The following is a 22,021-nucleotide window of genomic DNA, read 5'->3' on the forward strand; positions in this document are numbered from 1 at the left end:
ATGTCAGGTCACCAGATGACCGTCGTCATCACCGGCGGCGCGGGCAGCATCGGACGGGCCACCGCTGAGGTGTTCGCCAGGGACGGTGCCAAGGTGTGGGTGCTCGATCTGCCACCGGCGCTCGAGCGGGCCCGGGCCGACATGGCCGGCATCGCGGCCGGCTTCCTGGACGTGGACGTCACCGATGCGGCCGCGGTCCGGCAGGCCGTGGCCCAGGTCCTGGCCGAGACGGGGCGCATCGACGTCGCCGTGGCCTGCGCGGGTGTCTCAGCCGGCACCGCTCTGGAGGAGATCAGCGCGGACGAGTTCAGCGCGATCGTCGCGGTGAACTTGGGCGGCGCGTTCAACCTCATGCAGGCGGTGGCCGGACCCATGCGCACTGCGGGTGGCGGGCGGATCGTCCTGCTCGGATCGGTCGCCGCTCAGCAGGGCGGGGTCAGGTCGGGCCCGCACTACGTCGCGGCCAAAGCCGGGGTCCATGGGCTGGCCCGCTGGGCGGCCAAGAACCTCGGTCCGTACAACGTGCGCGTGAACACGGTCGCGCCCGGGCCGGTGCTGACGGCGATGTGGGAGGGCTTGGGCGGAACCGCCGACGAAGGCGCCGAAGGTTACCCCCTCGGGCGGATGGGACGCCCGGGCGACATCGCCGAGGCCATCCACTTTCTCGGGGGACCGAGGTCTGACTGGATCACCGGCAGCACGCTCGACATCAACGGCGGGATGTACCTGCGATGACGCCATCCTCCCTCGGATACATCGGCCTCGGTGCCATGGGCGGGCCGATGGCGCACAACCTGGTTGCGGCCGGGTACGAGGTGCATGTCCTCGACACCGACGAGCGGCGCGTAACGCCGCTCGTCGAGCGGGGTGCCATCGCCGCGGGATCGGCGGCGGAACTGGCCGCGAGCTGCGATGTCGTCTTCACGTCCCTTCCCGGGCACCGTCAAGTCGAGGCGGTCTACCTCCACCAGGACGGTCTGATCGCGGGGGCCCGTTCCGGCGTCACCCTCGTCGACATGAGCACGGTGCCGCCCGGGCTGGCGCGAGAGGTCGCCGACCGGGCCGCGGAACGGGGCGCTGACTTCCTCGACGCGCCGGTGGCGCGAACCCGCGCCGCCGCGATCGACGGAACGCTGGCGATCATGGTCGGCGGTGCGCCGGAGGCGTTCGAGCGGATCCTGCCCGTGCTCCGGGTCATGGGTACCAGCGTCCAGCACATCGGCGACGTGGGCGCGGGACAGGTCGCCAAGCTGGTCAACAACGTCATGCTCATGGCCAACGTCGTCACGGCCGCCGAGGCGTTGGCGGTCGGCGCGCGGGCCGGGGTATCGGCCGAGCGGCTCGTCGAGGTGCTCGTCGAAGGGTCCGCCGACTCGTTTGCGCTGCGCAACCACGTGGCGAAGTCCGTCGTCCCCGCGAGCTTCCCCGAGGGGCAGTTCTCGCTCGACTACGCGCTCAAGGACCTGGGCTACTTCTTCGACCTCAGCAAGCAACTCGGGGCGTTGTGCGTGCAGTTGGGCGCAACCGACAACCTCTACCGGGCGGCGAAGAGCAGCGGGTGCGCCGCCGAGTACTTTCCCGTCGTCGCCCGGCTGATCGACCGGCTGGGCGGCAACGGCCTGTACGGCAACCAGGACGAGTGATTGACGCGGTCAGAGGCCGCACCTAATATTCCACGGAAGCTCGCTTCGGAGGAAGTTCGCTTCCCAGTCCGAACGGAAGGCGCGTGCGAAGTGCTTTCTCAAGAAGAGAACGACATCCTCACCCGGGTCGGACCGGACACGCCGATGGGGCGCATGATGCGCCGGTTCTGGATACCGATCTGCACGGCCGCTCAGGTGAGCGAGCCGGACGGGGCACCGTTGCGGACCACCCTGCTCGGCGAGAACTTCGTCGTGTTCAGGGACACCGAGGGTCGCGTGGGCGTCCTGGACGAGCTGTGCGTGCACCGCGGCGCCTCGCTTGCCCTGGGGCGCAACGAGCAGGGCGGCCTGCGGTGCCTGTACCACGGCTGGAAGTTCTGCGTGGACGGCACGGTGCTCGACATGCCGAACAGCCGCAACGCGAAGCTCAAGCAACGGCTCAGGGCGCCGGCGCACCCCGTGCGGGAGGCGGGCGGCCTGGTCTGGGTCTATCTTGGCCCCGCAGGTCAGGAGCCGCCGCTGCCGCACTTCGAGTTCATGGATGGACCACCCGAGAACCGGACAGTTATCCGGGTCAATGCGGCGGCGAACTATCTGCAGTTGTTCGAGGGCGGCGTGGACAGCTCGCATGTCGGCATCCTGCACAGTGCACAGGCCGATCCCGCGTGGATGCACGCGTCCGACGGGGCGGCCAACGGCGAGTTCGGCACGGCCGAGGACAGCGACATGAACCTCGGCGCACTGGCCGTCCTGGACAACGCCCCCGACCTCGAACTCGAGGACACGACGTTCGGGTTCCGCTGCGCCGCAGTGCGGCGGGGCGGAACCGACGCGACGGGTGCGCCGATCCGTAGTGTGCGTATCGTGCCGGTGATCCTGCCGACGTGCCGGATCATCCCCGCCGCCAACGGGTTCCGGTTCTTCGTGTTCGAGGTACCCATGTCGGACACGCGCACCAGTACGTACACCGTGGTCCACGGCCCGCGTCCCGCTGACCGGGAGGCACTGCTGCGGACCCTCGGGCTGGCCGACGAGCGCTTCTGGAACGACCGGGACTGCGACTTCCGGGCTACCTGGGCGGACGGCCTGGGGCAGGACCGGGCGTTGATGGCGTCGAACTGGACCGGCTTCGCGGGCATCGAACAGGAGGACGTCGTGCTCAGCCTCAGTATGGGACCGATTCTCGACCGTTCGCGCGAACACATGGTGGCGGCCGACCACGGCGTGATCCATCTGAGGGCCCGACTGCTGGAGTCTGTGCGGCGATCGGAAAGTGGGCAGGCGCCGATCGGCCTGGAACAGGACGACCACCGGGCCACCCGGGCCGTGCACGACACAGTCCTCGCCGAGGGGCAGGCCTGGCAGAGCCTGCCGAACACGGACCTGCCGGAACCGGAACCGCAGAGACCGAACGCGATGGGCGAGTCTCGAGCGGGGCGCCGATGAGATCCAGGAGGAGCGAGGACGGAGAGCCGATCTCGGTGCTCGACCGGTCCCTTGTCATGCTCACCGCCTTCCGGCAGGACGAGCTGGTGCTGTCCAGCGCGGAGTTGTGCCGCCGGACGGGACTGCCGAAGAGCACCGCGCACCGGATCATCGGCGAGCTGGTCAGCCGGGGAATGCTGGACCGGGGACCGGACGGCGTCCGCCTCGGCATGCGGCTGTTCGAGCTCGGCCAGCTCGCGCTCAACCAGCGCGGCATTCGCACCGTGGCCGCGCCGTTCCTGGCCGAGCTCGGTGACGCGACGGGTCAGGTCGTCCATCTCGGTGTCCTGTCCGGGGCCGAGGTCATGTACATCGACAAGATCGACACCGGTCGCGGCATGGCGTTCCCGTCCCGCGTGGGCGGGCGCATGCCCGCCTACTGCACCGGCCTGGGCAAGGCGCTCCTCGCGTACGCCCCGACGGAGGTCGTGATGTCGGTCCTCTGCTCGGATCTACCCCGGCGGACTCCGCGCACCATGGTGGCGCCCGGTCACCTGATCCGGGAGTTGGAACGGATTCGGCAGACCGGGATCGCCGCCGAGCACGAGGAGTCCTTCACCGGGATCGTGTGCGTCGCGGCGCCGGTGTTCGATGCCAGCGGCAGCGCGGTCGCGGCGGTGTCCGTCGCCGGCCACGTGCACCGGGTCCGTGCCGATCGCCTCGTACCGCTCGTCCGCAACGCTGCCCATGGCATCTCCCGCGCGCTGCGGGACAGCTTCGTGCCGGCCGACTAGCCGTGCGTGCGAACACAGCCGGCCGCCCGGCCCGAACGTGGCTGTTTGTGCCGGGCGACCGGCCGGACCGCTTCGCCAAGGCCCTCGCCAGCGGAGCCGACGAGGTGATCCTGGACCTGGAGGACGCGGTCCAGGACCGGGCGAAGTCCGCGGCCCGGGACGCGATCGCGAGATGGCTGACCACCAACCAGGCGTGGGTGCGGGTCAACGCCGCCGGCACCGACCACCACGACGACGACATCGACGGCCTCGCACGCCTACCCGGGCTGCGCGGCCTCGTCATACCGAAGGCCGAGGACTGCGATGACCTCGGCCGGATCGCCGCGCGATGTCCGGATGTGCCGCTCGTGCCGCTGGTCGAGACGGCCATCGGCATCCATCTGGCCCACCGGGTGGCTGCCGCGCCCGCGGTGGCACGTCTGGCGTTCGGCTCGCTGGACTTCGCGGCGGACATCCGCGCCCGCCACGAGCCCGATGCGCTGCTGCTGGCGCGCACGAGCCTGGTCCTCGCCTCGCGGGTCGCAGGGCTGCCCGGCCCGCTGGACGGCGTCACCCCCTCGATCGCCGACCCGGACGGGTTGCGCACCGACTCCCGCCGCGCCCGTTCCCTCGGCTTCGCCGGCAAGCTGTGCATCCATCCCGCACAGGTGCCGGCCATCCACGAGGAGTTCGGCCCGACGGTCGCCGAGGTCGCCTGGGCGCAGCGGGTTGTCGCCGCGGCCGAGGCCTCGGACGCCGGCGCTGTGGCGCTCGACGGTGCGATGGTCGACCGGCCGGTGATCGAGCAGGCCCGCCGTATTCTCGCCGAATCCGACCGTCATCCGTGAACAAGGAGTGCGTCAATGCCACCAGCGAGAACAATGCTTCTCGTCATGGATATGATCAATGACATCACCCATGATGAATCGCCGGGTGCCGCACGATTCCGGCCGCAACTGGCAGAGCGCGACGTCCTGTCCAGAACAGCCGCGCTCATCCAGCGGGCGCGGCTTTCCGGGACGCCGATCGGGTTCGTCCGCGTGGGCTTCTCGCCCGACTATCGCGAGGTGCACCCCGGGTCGGCGATCTTCGCCCGAGCCAGGAAGCACGACATCTTCAAGCTCGGCACCTGGGGGACCCAGGTGCACGAGACGCTGGCGCCGGCGGCCGGCGATTACGACATCATCAAGCATCGCGTGAGCCCGTTCTACGGGACGTCGCTCGAGGTGCTGCTGCGGGCGAACCGCGTGGAGCGACTGCTCCTGTGCGGGGTGTCGACGAACGGCGTCGTCCACACCGGCGCTCGTGAGGCACACGATCGTGACTACGAATGCCTCGTGGTGGAGGACTGCTGCGCCGCGGCGTCGGCCGCTGAGCACGCGGCGGCGATCAGCTGCATCGAGGGATACGCGGCGATCGTCGACAGCGGCCACTCCGAGCTGCTCCCGTAAGCCCGCGAAAGCCGCCGGAATGTAGGTCCGACCCAGTGGGACTTCGCGTTGTCGGCCATGCACTTCGGCCCGGCATCATGATTATGTGCTCCTAACAGAAGTTCAAGGCAAGCGTCTGCTCCGCGAGGCCCGCGTGCCGGTTCCGGACGGACGCGAAATATCCCATCCAGCCCAGCTGGCCGATTGGACGCCCACGTTTCCCGTCGCGGTGAAGGCGCAGGTTGCCGCCGGTGGCCGCGGGCTGGCCGGTGGTGTCCGTAAATGCACGACGGGCGACGAGGTGAACGCTGCCACCACGGCGCTGCTCAATATGTCGTTCGGCGGCGAGCGCGCCGGCAGCGTGCTGGTCGAGCAGTGGTTGGACATTCGTCGGGAGCTCTACCTCTCGGTCGTCGTCGACGCCGCCGCCGGTGGGTACGTCGTGCTGTACTCGCCGCGTGGCGGCGTCCACGTCGAGGACGAGACGCAGACGCGGGTGCGATACGACGTTGGCCTGCCCCGGAACTTCCGCGCCTACACGTTTCGCGACATCCTGAGCCTTGTCGAGCCGGACCGTGCGGTGCGCGAGCGCGTTGTGGCGATCGCACGGCGGCTCCTTGAGCTTTGTGCGAGCCGGCACTGCACCACGCTCGAACTGAATCCTCTGGTCGTCCTCGGGGACGGCCAGCTCGTCGCGGCCGACGCCAAGGCCGTCGTCGACGATGCCGCGCAGTTCAAGAGCGAATGGATCCGCGACCTGCTCGTGCAGGACATCGACGGGCAGCCCGAGGACGTGCAACGGTGCCTGCGTGGCGGCCTCTCGGTCGTCTGGCTCGGCGGGAGCGTCGGGCTGGTCTCCAGTGGTGCCGGCATGACGATGGCGGTGATGGACGAACTCGACGCCTGGGGCGGCCGGGCCGCCTGCTTCCTCGACGTGAGCGGCAACCCGACGCCGGACGGCTTCGCGCTGGCCATTGACCTGCTCGCCGCCTCGCCCCAGGTCGACGCGGTGCTCATCAGCATCTTCGGCGGCGGGATGCACGTCGACCGGGTCGCGTCGACGCTGCTGGACGTGCTGAGCCGCAAGCCGGTGGGCAAGCCGGTCGTCATCCGGCTGGGCGGGACCGGGAGCGAGGTCGCCACCCGGCTCCTGGAACGGGCCGGGCTGTTCAATCACGAGACGCTCGAGGATGCCGTGCGGGATGTCGTCAACGTGACGGGCGTGGCGGTATGAGCGTGATTGTCAGCGCGGAGTCACGGGTCGCGATCGTCGGGATTTCGGGTCGTTTCGGATCGTTCTCGGTTCGAGACCTGCGCGCATACGGGACAAAGGTCGTTGCCGGGGTGTCGCAGAGCCGAGCCGGCGGTTCGTACGAAGGCGTCCCCATCTTCGGCACGATCGCCGAGGCGGTCCGGGACGCAGGCGCCGATGTCGGCCTGATCTACGTGCCGGCGGAAGGCGCCCTCGACGCGGTGCTCGAGGCGATCGAGTCCGGGTGCCGGGCGGTGGTCTACCCGGGTGACGGACTGCCGGTCGCCGACGCGATCGAACTGCGGGCCGCGGCCCAGGCGGCCGGCGTGTGGCTGATCGGTCCGAACACCCCGGGCCTCATCTCGCCCGGGCAGTCGAAGGTCGGCTTCATGCCCAGCCACTGCTACACCCCGGGTCCGGTCGGCGTGATCTCCCGGTCCGGCTCGCTGTCGTACGAGGCCTGCAAGCGATTGACACTGCACGGCCTGGGACAGACCACCGTCGTCGGGATCGGCGGCGATCCGGTGAAGGGCCTGACGGCCGGCGAGGCGATCGAACTGTTCCACGGCGACTCCGCAACCGACCGGATCGTGTACCTGGGCGAGATCGGCGGCGTCGACGAGTACGCCGTCGCGGAGTACGCCAGCCGGCCGGAGGCCAAGCCGGTCATCGCGCTGCTGGTCGGCAAGACCGCGCCGCCCGGCAAGAAGATGGGGCACGCCGCCGCGATGATCGGCGGGCACCGGGACTCGTGGGAGGCCAAGGTGGCCGCGCTGCGCGCCGCCGGCGTCCGGGTCGCGACGTCGCTGGAACTGCTCCCGAAAGTCACTCAGGACGCCAAGTAGGAAGGAAGGTCGCACCATGACGGCTGCCACGGAGGCCGCGATCGGCGCCGCCCCGGAACAGGGACTGATCACCGACGAGGGTATCGCCGCCGCGAAGCGCATGATCGGTCTGCAACTCCGGCCGGAGGGACCGTATCTGCAGGACGCGACGGCCGATACCATCCGCAACTTCTGCAACGGTATCGGCGACCTCAACCCCCTGTACCGGGATGCCGAGTACGGACGCCTTTCCCGCTACGGATCGACGCTCTCCCACCCGATGTTCCCCATGGCGTTCGGGTGGATCGGCCGCACCCGGTGGGGCCTGCCGGGCGTGCACGGCTTCTACGCCGGCAACGAGTGGGAGCTGTTCCAGCACATCCGGCCCGGCGACCGGATCTCGGCCATCGAGCGCGTGGTCGGCGTCGAGGAGAAGCAGAGCAAGTTCTCGGGCCGGCTGGTCCTGCAGTACGTCGAGGGCACCTACGCCAACCAGCGGGGTGAGATCGTCGCGCGGGCACTGGGCACCTGTACCCGCCACGAGCGCAAGGCCGCGCGGGATGCCGGGAAGTACAAGGACATCGTCCAGCACGAGTACACGGCCGAGGAGTTCGAGGCCATCGAGGAGGCCGCGCTGCGCGAAGAGGAGCGCATGACCGGCAACTCGGTGCTCTACTGGGAGGACGTGCAGGTCGGCGATGTGCTGCCGCCTATCGTGCGCGGCCCGCTGTCGCTGATGGACACCATGGGCTTCCTGGTCGGCTGCGGCCGCGGCCACACCCACGGCGTCGTGCTCAAGGCGGCCAAGAAGCACCCCGGCCACTTCTTCCGCAATCCCGAGGCAGGCGGCGGCGTCGAGTACACCGGCATCGGCCACCACCGCGAGTCGGTCGCGAAAGAGGTGGGCGTGCCCGGCACCTACGACTACGGCCCGCAGCGTTCGTCGTGGATGTGCTCGCTGGTCACGAACTGGATGGGCGACGCCGGTTTCCTCAAGCACATCCGAACCGAGATGCGCCGCTTCAACACCATGGGCGACACCACCTGGTGCAAGGGACGGGTCTCAGGCAAGCGGCACGTCGACGGCCAGGCGCTGGTGGACCTCGAGATCTGGGGCGAGAACCAGAATGGCGTGGTCACGACGCCGGGCAGTGCGACGGTGATGCTCCCGTCGCGGGACGTGGGCGTGCCGGTGTTCTTCGACGGTCGCGACGTCACGCTGGGGCTGCGGTTCGGATCCGGTGCCGCCCGGGAGCGATAGCCGATGCAAGCGGCCACACTTCCGCTGTCGGGGATCCGGGTCGTTGAGCGCGGGCACGGCGTCGCCGCCGCGTACGCGGGCCGGCTCCTCGGCACGCTCGGCGCGGACGTCCTCCTCATCGAGCCACCCGGGGGCAGCGCGCTGCGCCGGCTCCCGCCCTTCTTCGCCGAACGATCGGACCTGGGCGTCATGTTCGCCTACCTCAGTGCCGGCAAGCGCAGCATCGTGTGCGACGAGGCTGCCGGGCTCGACCGCCTGCTGTCGGAAGCCGACGTCCTGCTCGACGACGCATTGTCCACAGTGGATGCCACGAGCGACCTCACCCGGAGTCATCCCGACTTGGTTGTGGTCAGCGTTCGGCCATTCGGGCTGACCGGCCCGAAGGCGGGCTGGGCGGCATCGGAGCTCAACCTCATCCACGCCGCCAGCGAAGGGTTCCTCATGCCGAACGGGCTGTCGGCGGAGATGTTCCCGCAGGCGCCACCGTTGAAGATCCACGGGCACTTCGCCGAGTTGCAGGGCGGGACCGCGGCCGCGCTGGCCGCCCTGGCCGCGCTCTGGGCACGCCCCGCGGTGGGCGGTCAGCTGGCCGACGTGTCCATCCAGGACGCCGCGGTGGCACTCGCGGCGTTCGCAGTCCAGCGACACGGTGACGGGTCGGTCGAGCACCGGTCGACTCGGTCGTTTCGCTACGGCGGCGTGGTCGAGTGCGCCGACGGGTACGTGGAACTGCTCACGCTGGAGGAACGCCAGTGGGCCGCCCTGGTCGAGCTGATGGGGCGGCCCGGCTGGGCGACCGTTGCGCGTTACGACGACCCCGTCGAGCGCGGTCTCGACGGCCCGGCCATCAACGCGCGCATCCGCGAATGGGCGAAGCAGCACGATGTGCGGTCGCTGGTTGAGCGGGCGCAGGCGCTCGGCCTGCCGATGGCGAAGTACGACGCGCCGCGCGAGGTGCTGGACTCGCCGCACACGCTCGCGCGTGGCACAACGGCGAGCGTGGAGGTCGACGGCCTGGGACCGCTGCGCATCGTCACCAGCCCGTACCTGATCGACGGGCAGCCCCTGGAGCTGCGGTCCGGCCCGCCGGCGCTCGACTCCGCCCGAGCGGACCCAGGCCCCTGGCCGGTCAGCACGGTGGCGGCATGACCCCCCTCGACGGCCTGCGCATCCTCGACTTCACGGCCCATGCGGCCGGACCGTTCTGCACCCACATGCTGGCCCAGCTCGGCGCCGAATGCATCAAGGTCGAGACCGCGCTGCGTCCCGACATCTTCCGCCGGCCGCACCCCGTGTACGGCCGCATGCACGCGGCCACGTTCGACCAGGTCTCGTCGGTCAAACGGTCGATCCGCCTCAACCTCAAGCACCGGGAGGGTCCGCCGCTCGCGCTTCGGTTGGCGGCGCTGTCCGACGTCGTGGCCGAGAGCTTCCGTCCCGGCGTCCTGGACCGCCTCGGGGTCGGGTACGCCGAGATGCGCACGGCGCGCGAAGACATCGTCATGGTATCCATCTCCGCCAGCGGGCAGTCGGGTCCCGACTCGCACTTCTCCGGCTACGCGCCGATGTTCGGCGCCTGGGGCGGACTCGGCTACCTGACCGGATACGTCGGAGGCCCACCCACCGAAATCCGTCACGTGATGGACCACGCAGTCGGGATGCACGCCGCGGTGGCGACGCTCGCCGCGCTCCAGCGGCGCAGGGCGACGGGCTGCGGCTGCCATGTCGACGTGTCGGCCCGGGACGTCGCGGCCGCGTTCGCCGGCGACGCCTTGTTGCGGGCCGACGCGGGAGAGCGGCCCGAGCGCCGTGGCAACGAGCATGAGGGCATCGCACCGCACGGCGTCTATCCCACTGCCGAGGACGACCGGTGGATCACGATCGTCGCCGGCGGCGACGAGGCGTGGGCCGGTCTGCTGGAGGCGATGCACCGGACCGATCTGGCCGGCGACCCGCGGTTCGACACCCCGGCGGCGCGGTACCGCCACCGGGAGGACCTGGACCGGGAGGTCGGCGCCTGGACATGCCGGCGCAGCGGCGAGGAGTCCGTGGCCCTGCTGCAGAGCCACGGCGTCGCGGCGCACGTCTCGTGGTCGGTGGCCGAGCTCGCCGCCGACGAGCACCTCCGGCAGCGGGCGGCCATCGTCGACGTCGACGTGCCGGGCGCCGGCGTGCGCGCGGCGGTCGGCAGCCCGATCCGGTTCAGCACGACGTCCGAGGTCGGCCTCCGGTCCGGCACCCCGGAGCTCGGCGAGGCGGAGGAGTACGTCTACGGCGCACTGCTGGGCCTGGCTCGGCGCGAGCGGGAACGGCTGGTCGACGATGGTGTCATCCACTAGTTCGAGGAGTTGGCAGTGACGCGACAGGGCAATGACGTGACCGTGCCGGCCGCGCCGGCTCAGCCGTGGCAGGAGTGGATCGGACGGACCGAGGTCGTCGACGAGGTGCTCGACCTGAGCCGGGCACGCAACCTTGCGGCCACCCTCGACCTGGACCTCGACCTGGGGCCGGGCGACCCGCTGCCGCCCGGCTGGCACTGGCTCTACTTCAACCCATTCGTTCGCCGCGGCGAGCTCGGCGTCGACGGCCACCCGCGACGCGGCGGCTTCCTGCCGCCCGTGGAGTTGCCGCGGCGGATGTGGGCCGGCAGCGATGTCCACTACCGCGCACCCCTGCCCGCCGGCGCCGCGGGCCGTCGGCATAGCGAGATCGTGCAGGTCCGGTCGACCTCCGGCCGCTCGGGCGACCTCGTGTTCGTCAAGGTCCGGCACACGATCGAGTGCGAGGGGGTCCTGCGGATCGAGGAGGTGCAGGACATTGTCTACCGTGGACATCAGGTGACGGCCGGCGCCGCCCCGGCGGCCGATGACGCCGGAGCACCCGACCGCGACGCGGTTGTCCCCGACCCGACGATGCTGTTCCGCTACTCGGCGCTGACGTCGAACGGCCACCGCATCCACTACGACCGCACCTACGCGACCGCGGAGGAGGGCTACCCGGATCTGGTGGTCCACGGGCCGCTGACGGCCACGCTCCTGCAGCTGTTCGCCCGTGGCCGCCGGCCGGACGCGAGGCTGGAGCAGTTCACCTTCCGGGGCGTCGCGCCACTGTTCGTCGACCGGCCGATCGTCCTGGGGGTCGACGCCGCCGAGCCGCCGTCGTTGACGGTGGTCGCCCGGAATGCCGCCGGCGCCACGTGTATGGAGGCGGTCGCGCGGTTCGGGATCTGAGGGCCTGGTTCAGGAGGCCAGGTCCACCGGGTTCGCCCGGGCGCGAGGCGGCAACGGTTCGCGCCCGGGATGCCGCCGGCGCCACGTGTATGGAGGCGGTCGCGCGGTTCAGGAGGTCAGGTCCACCGGGCCGAGCGTGGAGATGGTGGCCCGCACGTGTGCGCCGGCCGGCAGCGCCACCAGTGGGCCGAGCGCGCCGGAGAGCACGACCTCTCCGGCGCGCAAAGGTTCGCCGAGATCGCGGACGGTGTTGGCGAGCCAGGTGAGCGCGGCCAGCGGGTCACCCAGGCAGTCGCGTCCGGTGCCGGTGGACACCTCCCGCCCGTCGAGGGTCATCGACATCGTCACGTCGCGGGGCTCGAACACGGTCACGGGGACGCGTTGTGCGCCGAGCACGAACATGCCACTCGAGGCGTTGTCCGCGATGGTGTCGGTGATGCTGATGTCCCAGTTGCTGATGCGACTGTCCACGACCTCGAGCGCGGCGGTGGCGTACGCGACGGCCGCTCTGGCCGTGGCCACGTCGATGCGGTCGGCGTCGAGGTCGCGGTCGAGCACGAACGCGATCTCGGCCTCCACCCTCGGCTGCAGCAGTCGCCCGGGCGGCAGTGCACCGTCGGTGACCAACATGTCGTCGAACAGCACTCCGAAATCTGGCCGATCCACGCCCACCTGCCGCTGCACCGCCGCCGACGTCAACCCGATCTTCCGGCCCAGCACACTGCGGCCGGATTCGACCCGCCGGCGGGTGAGGTGCAGCTGCACGGCGTAGGCGAGATCGATGTCCGTCCGGCCGAGTATGTCGCGCACAGGCGCACACGGAGCCGATGTGGCATATGCCGTCTCGAGTCGCTCTGCCGCGAGTGCGATACGACGTTCGCGCTCCGTCGCCTCGTTGGTGATGGTCATAGTCTCCGAACCACCGATCTGGATCGTGTCCACGGACGCACAGGTGCCCACGAGCCTGACAAGAGTGCCTACCGAGGGCAAGGAAACGGTCCCGAACAGTGGCACCGCCGTCTTGCGGGCGCGTACGCACCGGCAACCGGTACGACCCGGCCGCTCTCCCACGCAGCACGTCGCGGTCGCAGGGGCGCTGCATGCTCTGGGCGGCTTGTTGCGGCTGGGTTACAGGCGTGTGACGCCAGTCTCATCCAATGGGTCGCTCACCTTGCCGCTCGGCCCGGCGTGCAGGAAATTCGGGGAACCCGGAAGGCGAAGGGAAGCCGTATGGTACCAAGTCCGACAGACGGGCCCGCCACCGTAGCCTTGGACACTGACGCGTCCCCTACCGGCACGCCCGTGGCAGGCTCGTCCCGACCGTCCGGATCGACCACCGGCCCGCGTGGGGATGCGCCGACCGTGCGGCGGTCCGTGACCAGCAGCCGGTTCTACGCACCGACGCTGCAGTGGTCGGTCGTCGCCGTCGTCATCGCGTTGTGGGCTCTGTTCACCGAGACCGGCGTCGTCAGCGAGAACGTGTTGCCGAAGGTCGGCGATACGGCGGTGGCCGCGGGCCGCATCCTCACCTCGCAGGACGGCCTGCACAATCTCGGGATATCCGGCCTCGAGGTGCTCGGCGCGTTCATCCTGTCGACGCCGCTCGCGATCGTCCTCGGCTACCTGTTGAGCGAGCTGGAGCAGCGCCGCAGGCGAGCCGGCGCGTTCGTGCAGATGCTGCTGTCGGCGGCGATCGGCACGCCGAAGTTCGTCTTCATGCCGATCCTCATCGTGATCGTCGGCGTCAACTACTGGCAGAAGATCATTTATGCCCCCATCGAGGGTCTTCTGGTGATGATCGTCGCGACGGCCGCGGGTACGTACGCGGTCGAGGGACGGGTCAAGGCGATGTGCAAGGCCGTGGGCATGGGCCGGTTCCGATTCCTCTGGCGGGTCTACTTCCCGGCCATGCTGCCGCTGCTGGTCGAGGCGTTGCGGCTCAACGTCATCCTCATTATTTCCGGGGTGATGCTGGCGGAGCTCTACATCTCCAGCGCCGGTATTGGATTCCTGATTCACAACTGGTCGACCGTCAATGACGTGCCGAACGTATTCGCGGGAATCGTGATCGTAGCCACGATCACGATCATCATAAACGCACTTCTGCACAGGCTCGAAAAAAGACTATCGAAATGGCGAATCGATGCTTAGTCGTATGAATTCCGAGCGCTCCGGCCAGGCCGCTGTCGGCCCGGCGCGAGTTGCCCAGGGCGCCCAGGTGTCGGCCAGCGCGACAGGTCCTGCCTCCGACGGCTCGGCGACCACACTCGGCGCGCAAGCGCCATCGAACCGCAAGGGCGAGATCGAGCTGCGCGACGTGTCGGTCTGGTACCGCAAGTCGGCGACCTCGGAGATGGTGCACGCGGTGTCGGACGTGAACATCCGGATCCAGCCAGGTCGGTTCGTCAGCCTCGTCGGACCCAGCGGGTGCGGGAAGACGAGCCTGATGATGGTGCTCGCGGGCCTGGTGCCGCTGACGTCCGGCAGCGCGACGATCGGCGGCGAGCCCGTGACGGGGCCGCGGCCGCGCAGTACGGGAATCGTCTTTCAGGACCCCTCGCTGCTGCCGTGGCGCACGGCGCTGGACAACGTCGCGCTGCCGCTCGAGGTTGCGAAGGTCAACAAGAAGGAGCGCACCGAGCGGGCGCGCCAGGTGCTCGACCTCGTCGGCCTCTCCCGGAACTGGCAGTCGTACCCGAATGAGCTGTCGGGCGGCATGCGGCAGCGGGTCGCCCTGGCGCGCGGGTTGGTCACGAACCCCGACGTGCTGTTGATGGACGAGCCGTTCGCGGCACTGGATGAGCAGTCCCGCGATGAGATGGGCGCCGAGCTGCTGCGGGTGTGGGAGCGGCTCAACACGACGGTCGTGTTCATCACGCACAGCCTGTCCGAGGCCATCTTCCTGTCCGACGAGGTGATCGCGCTGACCGGTTCCGCGCCCGGCCGGGCCGGTGACCACATCGAGATTCCGTTCAGCCGTCCCCGGGACCTGTCACTGATGGCGCGACCGGACTTCGCGGAGATCCGCGGCCGGCTGTACGCCGCGTTGCGCCCGGCCGCGCAGGTGCCGGGCGGCGGCGCTGGAGCCGACGGCGCGAGGCCGTCATGACCGCAACGGTGGCCGTCGACTCGGAGGGGCTCGTTGCCCGCCGGAAGAAGACGGTCTACGACTGGAAGTTCGTCCTGCTGGTCGTGGGCAGCGCGGCATTCGTCGGTGTGCTGTGGTACATCCTCGCTGCCGCGCGGGTCCTGGATCGGCTGATCCTGCCGACGCCGGCGGCGGTGTGGCAGGCGGGTCGCGAGACCTGGGACAACGTCCTGACCCAGGTTGGCACGACCCTGCTGGAGCTGGTCGTGGCCCTGCTGATCGCATGGGTCGGCGGCCTCGCCATCGCGTTGACCTTGGTCAGTACGAAGGCCTTGCGGCCCTTGCTCGGCACGCTGCGCTCGATCTACGCCGTGCCGCACGTCATCATCTACCCGCTCATGACGCTCTGGTTCGGATTCGGCACGGAGAGCAAAGTCATCTTCGGTGCGTTCGTCGGCATGATCTTCATGGCCCTGATGTCGGCATCGGCGTTGATGGCGGTCGACCAGTCGATGGTGCGCCTGTTTCGCAGCGTCGGAGCGTCTCGCACGCTCACCATCCGCAAGGGCATCCTGCCCGGCTGCCTGCCCGGCATCTTCGCGGGCATTCGATTGAGTGCCAGCATTACCTATATCTGCGTGGTGCTCGGTGAGATGCTCGCCTCCACCGGCGGCATCGGTTACTACATCACGAATGCGGCGGCGCTGTTCATCACGCCGCAGATCTACGTCGGGGTCATCACGGTCCTGACCCTTATCGGCGGACTTCACGTCCTGATCACGATTGTCGAGCGCAGCCTTCTGCGGCATAACGGCGTCAATCCTTAGCAGCCTATTCGTTTGCTTCCGAACGCCGTCAATTCGGTGAATGGAGATAGCTCATGAATACTCTTTTCAGATCGGTGGGTGCGGCCGGCGCGGGTCCTCGGCGGCGGTCGTCGATCAGACGGACCGCGACCATCGGCGCCGGGGCAGTGGCCCTGGGGCTGGTGTTGAGCGCGTGCGGCTCGAATGAGGCCGGCTCGAGCAGCGCGTCTGCTGGGGGCTCCGGCGAGGTGCAGACGGTGAAGGTGCTCGCGCTCCCGCCCGAGGTGAGCGACGTGTGGATGCCGCTGTATGCGGCGAACAGCGAGGGCATTGCTGCCAAGAACGGCATCAAGTTCGAGGTCTCGCCGGTACAGAACGGTGCGGCGCTGGTGACCGGCGTGGTCAGCGGGGTCGCGCCGTTGTCCACCTCGGCGCTGGGCGCTGCGGTGAACGCGATCAAGGGTGGCGCGAACATCGTCATCATCGGTCCCGCGCTGGACAGTTCCTACGGCTACCACCTGATGGCCAAGGCAGGCTCCGGCATCACCGAGGTCAGCCAGCTGGCCGGCAAGAAGATCGGCGTTTCCGGTCCGGGCGGTGCGGGCGACCAGTTCGTCCGGTACACGCTGCAGAAGCACGGCATCAAGGCCGACCTGGTCTCGGTCGGGTCAGCCGGCCAGGAGTCGGCCCTGCTCGAAGGCAAGGTCGATGCCGCGTTCCAGTCGCCGCCGAACTCCTGGCGGTTGCTCACCTCGGGCAAGGCGACGACTGTTGTGGACTACGCGGTGGAGGCGAAGGAGTTCAGCGTCTGGATCGGGGCGAAGGACTACGTGGATGCCCATCCGGAGGTTGTGCGGAAGGTGCTCACGGCCTGGTACCAGACCGTGGTGAAGCTCCAGAATGACCAGCCGCTCGCGGTCCAGATCCTGACCGCGCCGCCGTTCAAGGAGACGCCGGAGGTGGCGACCAAGTCTGCGGCGGGGCTGAAGGGCTATCCGACGTCGGGCGAATACACCGAGCAGATGGTGCTCGACAACTACAAGGTCCTGGGCGCCACGCAGGACGTGTCCACGCTGCCCAAACCGTCCGACATCGCCACCAAGCGATTCGCCGACGTACGCGGCTGAGTCACGTGCCATCTTCGGTGGCTTTCGAATGCCGTCAATTCGGTGAGTGGAGATAACCCATGAGTGCTCTTTTAGGATCGGTGGCTGCGCCCGGCGCGGGCCCACGGCGGCGGTCGTCGATCAGACGGACCGTGGCCATCGGCGCCGGGGTAGTCGCCCTGAGTCTGGTGTTGAGCGCGTGCGCCTCGAATGAGGCGGGATCGAGCGGGGCGTCTGATGGGGCCTCCGCCGGCGTGCAGACGGTGAAGGTGCTCGCCTTCCCGCCCGAGGTGAGCGACGTGTGGATGCCGCTGTACGCGGCGAACAGCGAGGGCATTGCCGCCAAGAACGGCATCAAGTTCGAGGTCTCGCCGGTACAGAACGGTGCGGCGCTGGTGACGGGCGTGGTCAGCGGGGTCGCGCCGCTGTCCACCTCGGCGCTGAGTGCCGCGGTGAACGCGATCAAGGGTGGCGCGAACATCGTCATCATCGGTCCTGCGCTGGACAGTGCCTACGGTTACCACCTGATGGCCAAGACCGGCTCCGGCATCACCGAGGTCAGCCAGCTCGCCGGCAAGAAGATCGGCATCGGCAGTCCGGGCGACGCGGGCGACCAGTTCGTCCGGTACACGCTGCAAACGCACGGCATCAAAGCCGACGTGGTCTCGGTCGGCGCTGCCGGCAAGGAGTCGGCCCTGCTCGAAGGCAAGGTCGATGCCGCGTTCATGTCGCCGCCGGTCTCCTGGCGGTTGCTCACCTCGGGCAAGGCGGTGACCGTCGTGGACTACGCCGTGGAGGCGAAGGAGTTCAGCGTCTGGATCGGGGCGAAGGACTACGTGGATGCCCACCCGGAGGTTGTGAAGAGGGTGCTCACGGCCTGGTACCAGACCGTGGTGAAGCTCCAGAATGACCAGCCGCTCGCGGTCCAGATTCTCACCGCGCCGCCGTTCAAGGAGACACCTGAGGTGGCGACCAAGTCTGCGGCGGGGCTGAAGGGCTATCCGACGTCGGGCGAATACACCGAGCAGATGGTGCTCGACAACTACAAGATCCTAGGCGCCACGCAGGACGTGTCCACGCTGCCCAAACCGTCCGACATCGCCACCAAACGATTCGCCGACGCGCGCGGCTGAGCCACGCGTTCCCCAACCGGGTCACGACGCATGGCAGACCCGAGCGGGGGAGACCGTCCGGACGAGAACGTGCCGGTGACATCGACATCGACATCGACAAGAAAGGTGGGGTCAGCGCATGACCGGGAACGCGGATTCGGCCCAGGCAGGTCAGGAGTTCTCCGCACCGCTGCGACCCAGTGGCGCCCGAGACTCCGGATCATTCGCGCTGCGACTCCGTCCCGATCGCGACGGTCGTAGTGCTGGTTTCGCGGCCGGCGACGTGGTGGCGATCACCGCGGGCGAGCGCACAGTGCTCGGCCGGCTGGATCGTGTGTGGGACGGGGATACCGACGAGGTGTTCGTGCCCTTCCTCGACCGCCGGCTCCTCGGCTGTTGCATCGGCGATGACGTGTCGCTGCGCCACGAGACCGCGGAGCCGATCCGGCACGTGCGCGTGCTCGTCAGCGTCGATGGTCAGCAGCAGACGTCGCGCCGCTTCGAGGCCGCCCTGCGGCGCCGCCTCGTCGGGCAGCCGGTGGCCGTCGCACGGGTGCTCGAGGTCGTCGGCGACTCGGACACGGCGGGCTGCTTCGTGCGGGTCGCCGCTTGCGAGCCGGCACGGGGTGTCGTCACGGCGGACACCGAGCTCGACATCGCGTACGCAGGTGAGCTGGAGGTCGCCGGCGTCAGTGGCTATGTCGAGGTCGGCGGTCTGCAGGACGAGATCGACATCCTGCGGTCCTACCTCGAGCTACCGCTGAAGCGGCCGGACCTGTACCGGGAGGCCGGCGTACACGTGCCGCGGGGGCTGATCCTGCATGGCCCGCCCGGCGTCGGCAAGACCCACCTCGCTCGGGCGACGGCCGGCGAGCTGGGCGTCCACGCGATCGCGGTCGGCGGGCCGGAGCTGGTCGGGATGCGATACGGCGAGACCGAGGCCGCGCTGCGCCGGCTGTTCCGCGATGCGGCGGAGAACGCGCCCGCGCTGGTCATCATCGACGAGCTGGATGCGCTGGTTCCGGAGCGGGGCGCGAGTGGGGCGCAGGCCGATGTCCGTGTGGTGAGCCAGGTCTTGAGCTGCCTGGACGGGCTGATCGGGCTGGAGGGCGTGGTGGTACTCGGCACCACGAACCGGCTCGAATCGATCGACTCGGCCCTGCGGCGACCGGGGCGGTTCGACCGCGAGCTGTGGGTCGGTCCACCGGACGAACCGGCGCGCGGCGAGATCCTCGCCATCCACACCCGGCCCATGCCGCTCGCCGCCGCCACGGTCAAGTGGCTGCCCGAGCTGGCGCGACGCACGCCAGGGTATGTGGGTGCCGACCTCATGGCGCTGTGCCGTGAGGCGGGGCTCGTCGCGGTACGCCGGGCATACCACGACCGTCAGGGTCCGGCTGATCCGGCGGAGGTGCCCGGCACGGTCGCGGTCGAGACTGCTGACTTCGAGCACGCCCTGGCCACGGTTCAGCCGACCAACGGCCGCCGGGCCGGCGCTCTCATGGTCCCGCCCGGCTGGGACCGCATCTGGGGCGGTGCGCAGCTGAAGTCGCGCCTGCTGCGATTCGGGCGGGCGTCGCTGGAGCCGGGGTCGCCGCTGGCCCGGCAGGGGATCCTGTTGTACGGCGAAAGCGGAGTCGGCAAGACCGCACTGGCCGAAGGACTCGCCGGGGAGCTCGGCGCCAACCTCGTGGTGCTGCGGCCGACCGACGTGTTCAGCAAGTGGCTCGGCGAATCGGAGGAAGCGATTCGCGACGCATTCGAGCTTGCCCGCAACCTACGCCCGGCCGTCGTCGTGCTCGATCAGATCGAGTCCTTCGGCGGGCACGACGGCGAGGCTGCGGCGCGCCGGGTCAAGAACGAGCTGCTGACCGAGCTGGACAATCCGCGTAACGCCGGCGTGCTCGTCATCGGTACCACAGGCGTTCGCTCGGACATCGACGAAGGCCTCCTGCGCGCGGGCCGTCTCGGCCTGCACTTCGACGTGGCACTGCCGGACGACGCTGATCGCCTGGCGATCGTGAGGGGCTACCTGGACGCGTTCGGGCTCTGCGACCTCGACCCGCAGACGCTGGAAGCCGTCGTGCAGCAATCGAACGGCTGGACCGGAGCGCGTCTGGAGCTTCTGGTCCGGGCCGCCGCGCTCGAAGGCGACGACGCCGGTGCCGCGATCCGGCCCGAGCAGCTCGCCGCCGCCGTGCGGCGAGTGCTCGACGACCTTCACGCCAACTAGCACATGGAAAGGGCATGGGCATGACCGCACCGACCACGATTTTTGACAAGCTGCTGGCACGGCGCGACGCCGAGCGCGCAGCGCGCACAGGTCGCAAGCTCAAGATCTCCGAGGACGAAGCGGTGCTGGAAACGAATCGGCACGGCACCATGCGCTGGTACCTCTACCCGGGCAGCCCGCACGCGTCGAACAGCCTGATCTTCTGCCGATACGAGATCCCGCCGGGAAGCCGGACCGGCAAACAGCGCCTGCAGGGCAACCTGGTGGCGTTCGCGCTGACCGGCTACGGGCGTGCCGTGGTCGACGGCAAGGAACACGCGTGGGAGGCCACCGACCTCATCGCGCTGCCGCCGCTGGAGGAGGGGCATGAGTTCCAGGTATTCAACGACTCCGACGAGGTGGCGAAGCTGCTCGTCGTCGAGCCGAACATGATCGACCTGTTCGGAGTCGATCGGGGCAGCGGCTTCGAGCAGCTCGAGGACGCCCCGGAAGAGGGAGTGTGAGCATGGCGACCACACAGGAACGGCTGCGGGACCGTGAGCCCCAGCAGGAGACCATCTACGAGAAGTCGCTGAAGGAGCGGGCCAAAATTGAGGCCCGCAAGCGGCGCGGCAAGATCGTTTTGTCGGTCAACGATGTGCCGACGGAGCAGAACCGCCAAGGGCTGATCGAGTTCTACCTGGAGGAGGAGGCCTACGACCGCGACGAGGAGCCGGAGAACCTTCCCGCCTTGTCGGAGTGGAGTGTCCTGACCCACGAGATCCGCACCTACTCCGGTTGTCACCGTCACCAGGGCGGTCTGGCGATCTACGTCCTCTACGGCGAGGGCTACACCACGTGCGAGGGTGAGCGCATCGACTGGAAGGAAGGCGACCTCGTCCTGCTTCCGGTCGTGCCCGGCGGTGTCGAGCACCAGCACTTCAACACCGGGGACAAGCCGGCCAAGTGGATTGCGTTCCGGTTCGAGCCGTTCCACACGGCGCTGGGAGAGACGATCGAACAGCTCTCCACGTCGCCCGAGTACGAGGGCTAGCTCATGCCGTTGGCGTGGCGGGTGCCGGTGGCGACCCATGACTGATCCGATTCGAGCCCTCCGGGACGATGAGGTCGACTTCTTCCAGGAACACGGGTGGCTGCACGCGAAGCGCCTGGCGCAACCGGCTCTGGTCAGCCGCCTGGCCGACAAGGCGGCGCGGCTGCGTCGTACGCAGGGGCCGACCGCGCTGGCTGAATCGTACGCCCGAGACCGTCGAGTGGCTGGCGTCGACGAGGACTTCGCCGCGCCGGTGTTCTCCCGCGTCATGGCGGACAACGCGTCGAGGCTGCTGCCCGGCCGGCCGCAACTGCGGCTGCGCCTGGACAGCCTCATCATCCGCGAACCTGTCCAGAGCGCCCCGTCGCCGCCGGTGTTCCACCAGGATTTCGCCTGGATGCCGATGGACCGCTCAGCGATGCTGACCGTGTGGCTGGCGCTGGTGCCGGTGCGCCCCGAAGCGGGGTCGCTGTGGTTCTACGAGCGTTCCCACCGGTACGGCACGCTCGGCCGGTCCTACGTGCGCGACGGCGATGACGCGCTCAGCCAGCACCCGTGGCTCGCGGACCTCGGCCTGTCGCCCGAGCTTGGCTTCGAGCCCGGCGACGCGACGATCCACAACTCGTTGACCGTCCACGGGGTCGACGAGCACACCGGCGCCGAGCCGCGGATGTCCTTTGCGTGGACGTACTTCGACGCCGCCACGCTCTACACCGGCGCACCGCACGAGGAGATCGACCTGTTGGGCCTCGGCCCGAACGAGCCCTTCGACAATCCGGCCTTTCCGCTGATCGCGCACGGCTGA

22 protein-coding genes are annotated in these 22,021 nt (G+C 69.3%); 21 read left to right on the forward strand and 1 reads right to left on the reverse strand.

The window, feature by feature from the left end; translation table 11 throughout:
• Nucleotides 1-15: 15 nt before the first annotated feature.
• From AB0M46_RS11860 to AB0M46_RS11915, 12 genes are all read left to right on the forward strand, one after another.
• On the forward strand, nt 16-735 hold the full coding sequence (locus tag AB0M46_RS11860) for an SDR family NAD(P)-dependent oxidoreductase (RefSeq protein WP_363335049.1): 720 nt from the start codon (nt 16-18) through the stop codon (nt 733-735).
• Complete coding sequence (locus AB0M46_RS11865) at nt 732-1,643, forward strand: NAD(P)-dependent oxidoreductase (RefSeq protein ID WP_363335051.1); 912 nt, start codon at nt 732-734, stop codon at nt 1,641-1,643. The genes AB0M46_RS11860 and AB0M46_RS11865 overlap by 4 nt, the downstream gene beginning before the upstream one ends.
• Nucleotides 1,644-3,089, forward strand: a complete 1,446-nt coding sequence (locus AB0M46_RS11870; protein ID WP_363335053.1) for a Rieske 2Fe-2S domain-containing protein — start codon at nt 1,644-1,646, stop codon at nt 3,087-3,089.
• A complete protein-coding gene (locus AB0M46_RS11875) occupies nt 3,086-3,862 on the forward strand; it encodes an IclR family transcriptional regulator (RefSeq protein ID WP_363335055.1) in 777 nt (258 codons plus the stop codon). The genes AB0M46_RS11870 and AB0M46_RS11875 overlap by 4 nt, the downstream gene beginning before the upstream one ends.
• A 2-nt stretch (nt 3,863-3,864) precedes the next feature.
• Nucleotides 3,865-4,689 (forward strand): CoA ester lyase, encoded by an 825-nt coding sequence (locus tag AB0M46_RS11880; RefSeq protein WP_363335057.1) that lies wholly within the window; start codon nt 3,865-3,867, stop codon nt 4,687-4,689.
• Nucleotides 4,690-4,722: 33 nt separating this feature from the next.
• Nucleotides 4,723-5,292, forward strand: a complete 570-nt coding sequence (locus AB0M46_RS11885; protein ID WP_363335058.1) for an isochorismatase family cysteine hydrolase — start codon at nt 4,723-4,725, stop codon at nt 5,290-5,292.
• Nucleotides 5,293-5,377: 85 nt separating this feature from the next.
• Nucleotides 5,378-6,505: an ATP-grasp domain-containing protein gene (locus AB0M46_RS11890; RefSeq protein ID WP_363335060.1), complete on the forward strand. Its 1,128-nt coding sequence runs from the start codon at nt 5,378-5,380 to the stop codon at nt 6,503-6,505.
• Nucleotides 6,502-7,368 carry a CoA-binding protein gene (locus AB0M46_RS11895; protein WP_363335062.1) on the forward strand — a complete coding sequence of 289 codons (867 nt, stop codon included), beginning with the start codon at nt 6,502-6,504 and terminating at the stop codon, nt 7,366-7,368. Before AB0M46_RS11890 ends, AB0M46_RS11895 begins: the two co-directional genes overlap by 4 nt.
• Nucleotides 7,369-7,384: 16 nt before the next feature.
• On the forward strand, nt 7,385-8,608 hold the full coding sequence (locus tag AB0M46_RS11900; protein ID WP_363335064.1) for a MaoC family dehydratase N-terminal domain-containing protein: 1,224 nt from the start codon (nt 7,385-7,387) through the stop codon (nt 8,606-8,608).
• 3 nt (nt 8,609-8,611) lie between these two features.
• Nucleotides 8,612-9,757, forward strand: coding sequence for a CoA transferase (locus AB0M46_RS11905; protein WP_363335066.1), 1,146 nt, complete (start codon nt 8,612-8,614; stop codon nt 9,755-9,757).
• Complete coding sequence (locus AB0M46_RS11910; RefSeq protein WP_363335068.1) at nt 9,754-10,947, forward strand: CoA transferase; 1,194 nt, start codon at nt 9,754-9,756, stop codon at nt 10,945-10,947. The genes AB0M46_RS11905 and AB0M46_RS11910 overlap by 4 nt, the downstream gene beginning before the upstream one ends.
• Before the next feature lie 15 nt (nt 10,948-10,962).
• Complete coding sequence (locus tag AB0M46_RS11915) at nt 10,963-11,838, forward strand: hypothetical protein (RefSeq protein WP_363335070.1); 876 nt, start codon at nt 10,963-10,965, stop codon at nt 11,836-11,838.
• Between the two features lie 108 nt (nt 11,839-11,946).
• Here AB0M46_RS11915 and AB0M46_RS11920 read toward each other — a convergent pair whose 3' ends face one another.
• A complete protein-coding gene (locus tag AB0M46_RS11920; protein ID WP_363335072.1) occupies nt 11,947-12,648 on the reverse strand; it encodes a fumarylacetoacetate hydrolase family protein in 702 nt (233 codons plus the stop codon).
• Nucleotides 12,649-13,212: 564 nt separating this feature from the next.
• Between AB0M46_RS11920 and AB0M46_RS11925 the strand changes: the two genes are divergently transcribed.
• From AB0M46_RS11925 to AB0M46_RS11965, 9 genes are all read left to right on the forward strand, one after another.
• Nucleotides 13,213-13,989 carry an ABC transporter permease subunit gene (locus tag AB0M46_RS11925; RefSeq protein WP_363335074.1) on the forward strand — a complete coding sequence of 259 codons (777 nt, stop codon included), beginning with the start codon at nt 13,213-13,215 and terminating at the stop codon, nt 13,987-13,989.
• 4 nt (nt 13,990-13,993) lie between these two features.
• The gene (locus AB0M46_RS11930; RefSeq protein WP_363335075.1) at nt 13,994-14,947 is read left to right on the forward strand and encodes an ABC transporter ATP-binding protein; all 954 of its coding nucleotides are present in this window, start codon (nt 13,994-13,996) and stop codon (nt 14,945-14,947) included.
• Complete coding sequence (locus AB0M46_RS11935; protein WP_363335077.1) at nt 14,944-15,753, forward strand: ABC transporter permease subunit; 810 nt, start codon at nt 14,944-14,946, stop codon at nt 15,751-15,753. Before AB0M46_RS11930 ends, AB0M46_RS11935 begins: the two co-directional genes overlap by 4 nt.
• A 236-nt stretch (nt 15,754-15,989) precedes the next feature.
• Nucleotides 15,990-16,859 carry an NrtA/SsuA/CpmA family ABC transporter substrate-binding protein gene (locus AB0M46_RS11940; protein WP_363335078.1) on the forward strand — a complete coding sequence of 290 codons (870 nt, stop codon included), beginning with the start codon at nt 15,990-15,992 and terminating at the stop codon, nt 16,857-16,859.
• A gap of 131 nt (nt 16,860-16,990) precedes the next feature.
• Nucleotides 16,991-17,971 carry an ABC transporter substrate-binding protein gene (locus AB0M46_RS11945; protein WP_363335080.1) on the forward strand — a complete coding sequence of 327 codons (981 nt, stop codon included), beginning with the start codon at nt 16,991-16,993 and terminating at the stop codon, nt 17,969-17,971.
• Nucleotides 17,972-18,089: 118 nt separating this feature from the next.
• Nucleotides 18,090-20,183: an AAA family ATPase gene (locus AB0M46_RS11950; RefSeq protein ID WP_363335081.1), complete on the forward strand. Its 2,094-nt coding sequence runs from the start codon at nt 18,090-18,092 to the stop codon at nt 20,181-20,183.
• Between the two features lie 14 nt (nt 20,184-20,197).
• Nucleotides 20,198-20,686, forward strand: coding sequence for a hypothetical protein (locus AB0M46_RS11955; protein WP_363335083.1), 489 nt, complete (start codon nt 20,198-20,200; stop codon nt 20,684-20,686).
• Between the two features lie 2 nt (nt 20,687-20,688).
• The gene (locus AB0M46_RS11960) at nt 20,689-21,216 is read left to right on the forward strand and encodes a cupin domain-containing protein (protein ID WP_363335085.1); all 528 of its coding nucleotides are present in this window, start codon (nt 20,689-20,691) and stop codon (nt 21,214-21,216) included.
• A gap of 37 nt (nt 21,217-21,253) precedes the next feature.
• A complete protein-coding gene (locus tag AB0M46_RS11965) occupies nt 21,254-22,021 on the forward strand; it encodes a phytanoyl-CoA dioxygenase family protein (RefSeq protein ID WP_363335086.1) in 768 nt (255 codons plus the stop codon).

This window comes from Dactylosporangium sp. NPDC051485 (assembly GCF_040682015.1).
Lineage (GTDB): Bacteria > Actinomycetota > Actinomycetes > Mycobacteriales > Micromonosporaceae > Dactylosporangium.

What these genes read in the sequence shown, in the direction of transcription:
- AB0M46_RS11860 (WP_363335049.1), top strand. Translation starts at nt 16, where the DNA reads ATGACCGTCGTCATCACCGGCGGCGCGGGCAGCATCGGACGGGCCACC.
- AB0M46_RS11865 (WP_363335051.1), top strand. Translation starts at nt 732, where the DNA reads ATGACGCCATCCTCCCTCGGATACATCGGCCTCGGTGCCATGGGCGGG.
- AB0M46_RS11875 (WP_363335055.1), top strand. Translation starts at nt 3,086, where the DNA reads ATGAGATCCAGGAGGAGCGAGGACGGAGAGCCGATCTCGGTGCTCGAC.
- AB0M46_RS11885 (WP_363335058.1), top strand. Translation starts at nt 4,723, where the DNA reads ATGCTTCTCGTCATGGATATGATCAATGACATCACCCATGATGAATCG.
- AB0M46_RS11895 (WP_363335062.1), top strand. Translation starts at nt 6,502, where the DNA reads ATGAGCGTGATTGTCAGCGCGGAGTCACGGGTCGCGATCGTCGGGATT.
- AB0M46_RS11900 (WP_363335064.1), top strand. Translation starts at nt 7,385, where the DNA reads ATGACGGCTGCCACGGAGGCCGCGATCGGCGCCGCCCCGGAACAGGGA.
- AB0M46_RS11905 (WP_363335066.1), top strand. Translation starts at nt 8,612, where the DNA reads ATGCAAGCGGCCACACTTCCGCTGTCGGGGATCCGGGTCGTTGAGCGC.
- AB0M46_RS11910 (WP_363335068.1), top strand. Translation starts at nt 9,754, where the DNA reads ATGACCCCCCTCGACGGCCTGCGCATCCTCGACTTCACGGCCCATGCG.
- AB0M46_RS11930 (WP_363335075.1), top strand. Translation starts at nt 13,994, where the DNA reads ATGAATTCCGAGCGCTCCGGCCAGGCCGCTGTCGGCCCGGCGCGAGTT.
- AB0M46_RS11935 (WP_363335077.1), top strand. Translation starts at nt 14,944, where the DNA reads ATGACCGCAACGGTGGCCGTCGACTCGGAGGGGCTCGTTGCCCGCCGG.
- AB0M46_RS11950 (WP_363335081.1), top strand. Translation starts at nt 18,090, where the DNA reads ATGACCGGGAACGCGGATTCGGCCCAGGCAGGTCAGGAGTTCTCCGCA.
- AB0M46_RS11955 (WP_363335083.1), top strand. Translation starts at nt 20,198, where the DNA reads ATGGGCATGACCGCACCGACCACGATTTTTGACAAGCTGCTGGCACGG.
- AB0M46_RS11960 (WP_363335085.1), top strand. Translation starts at nt 20,689, where the DNA reads ATGGCGACCACACAGGAACGGCTGCGGGACCGTGAGCCCCAGCAGGAG.
- AB0M46_RS11965 (WP_363335086.1), top strand. Translation starts at nt 21,254, where the DNA reads ATGACTGATCCGATTCGAGCCCTCCGGGACGATGAGGTCGACTTCTTC.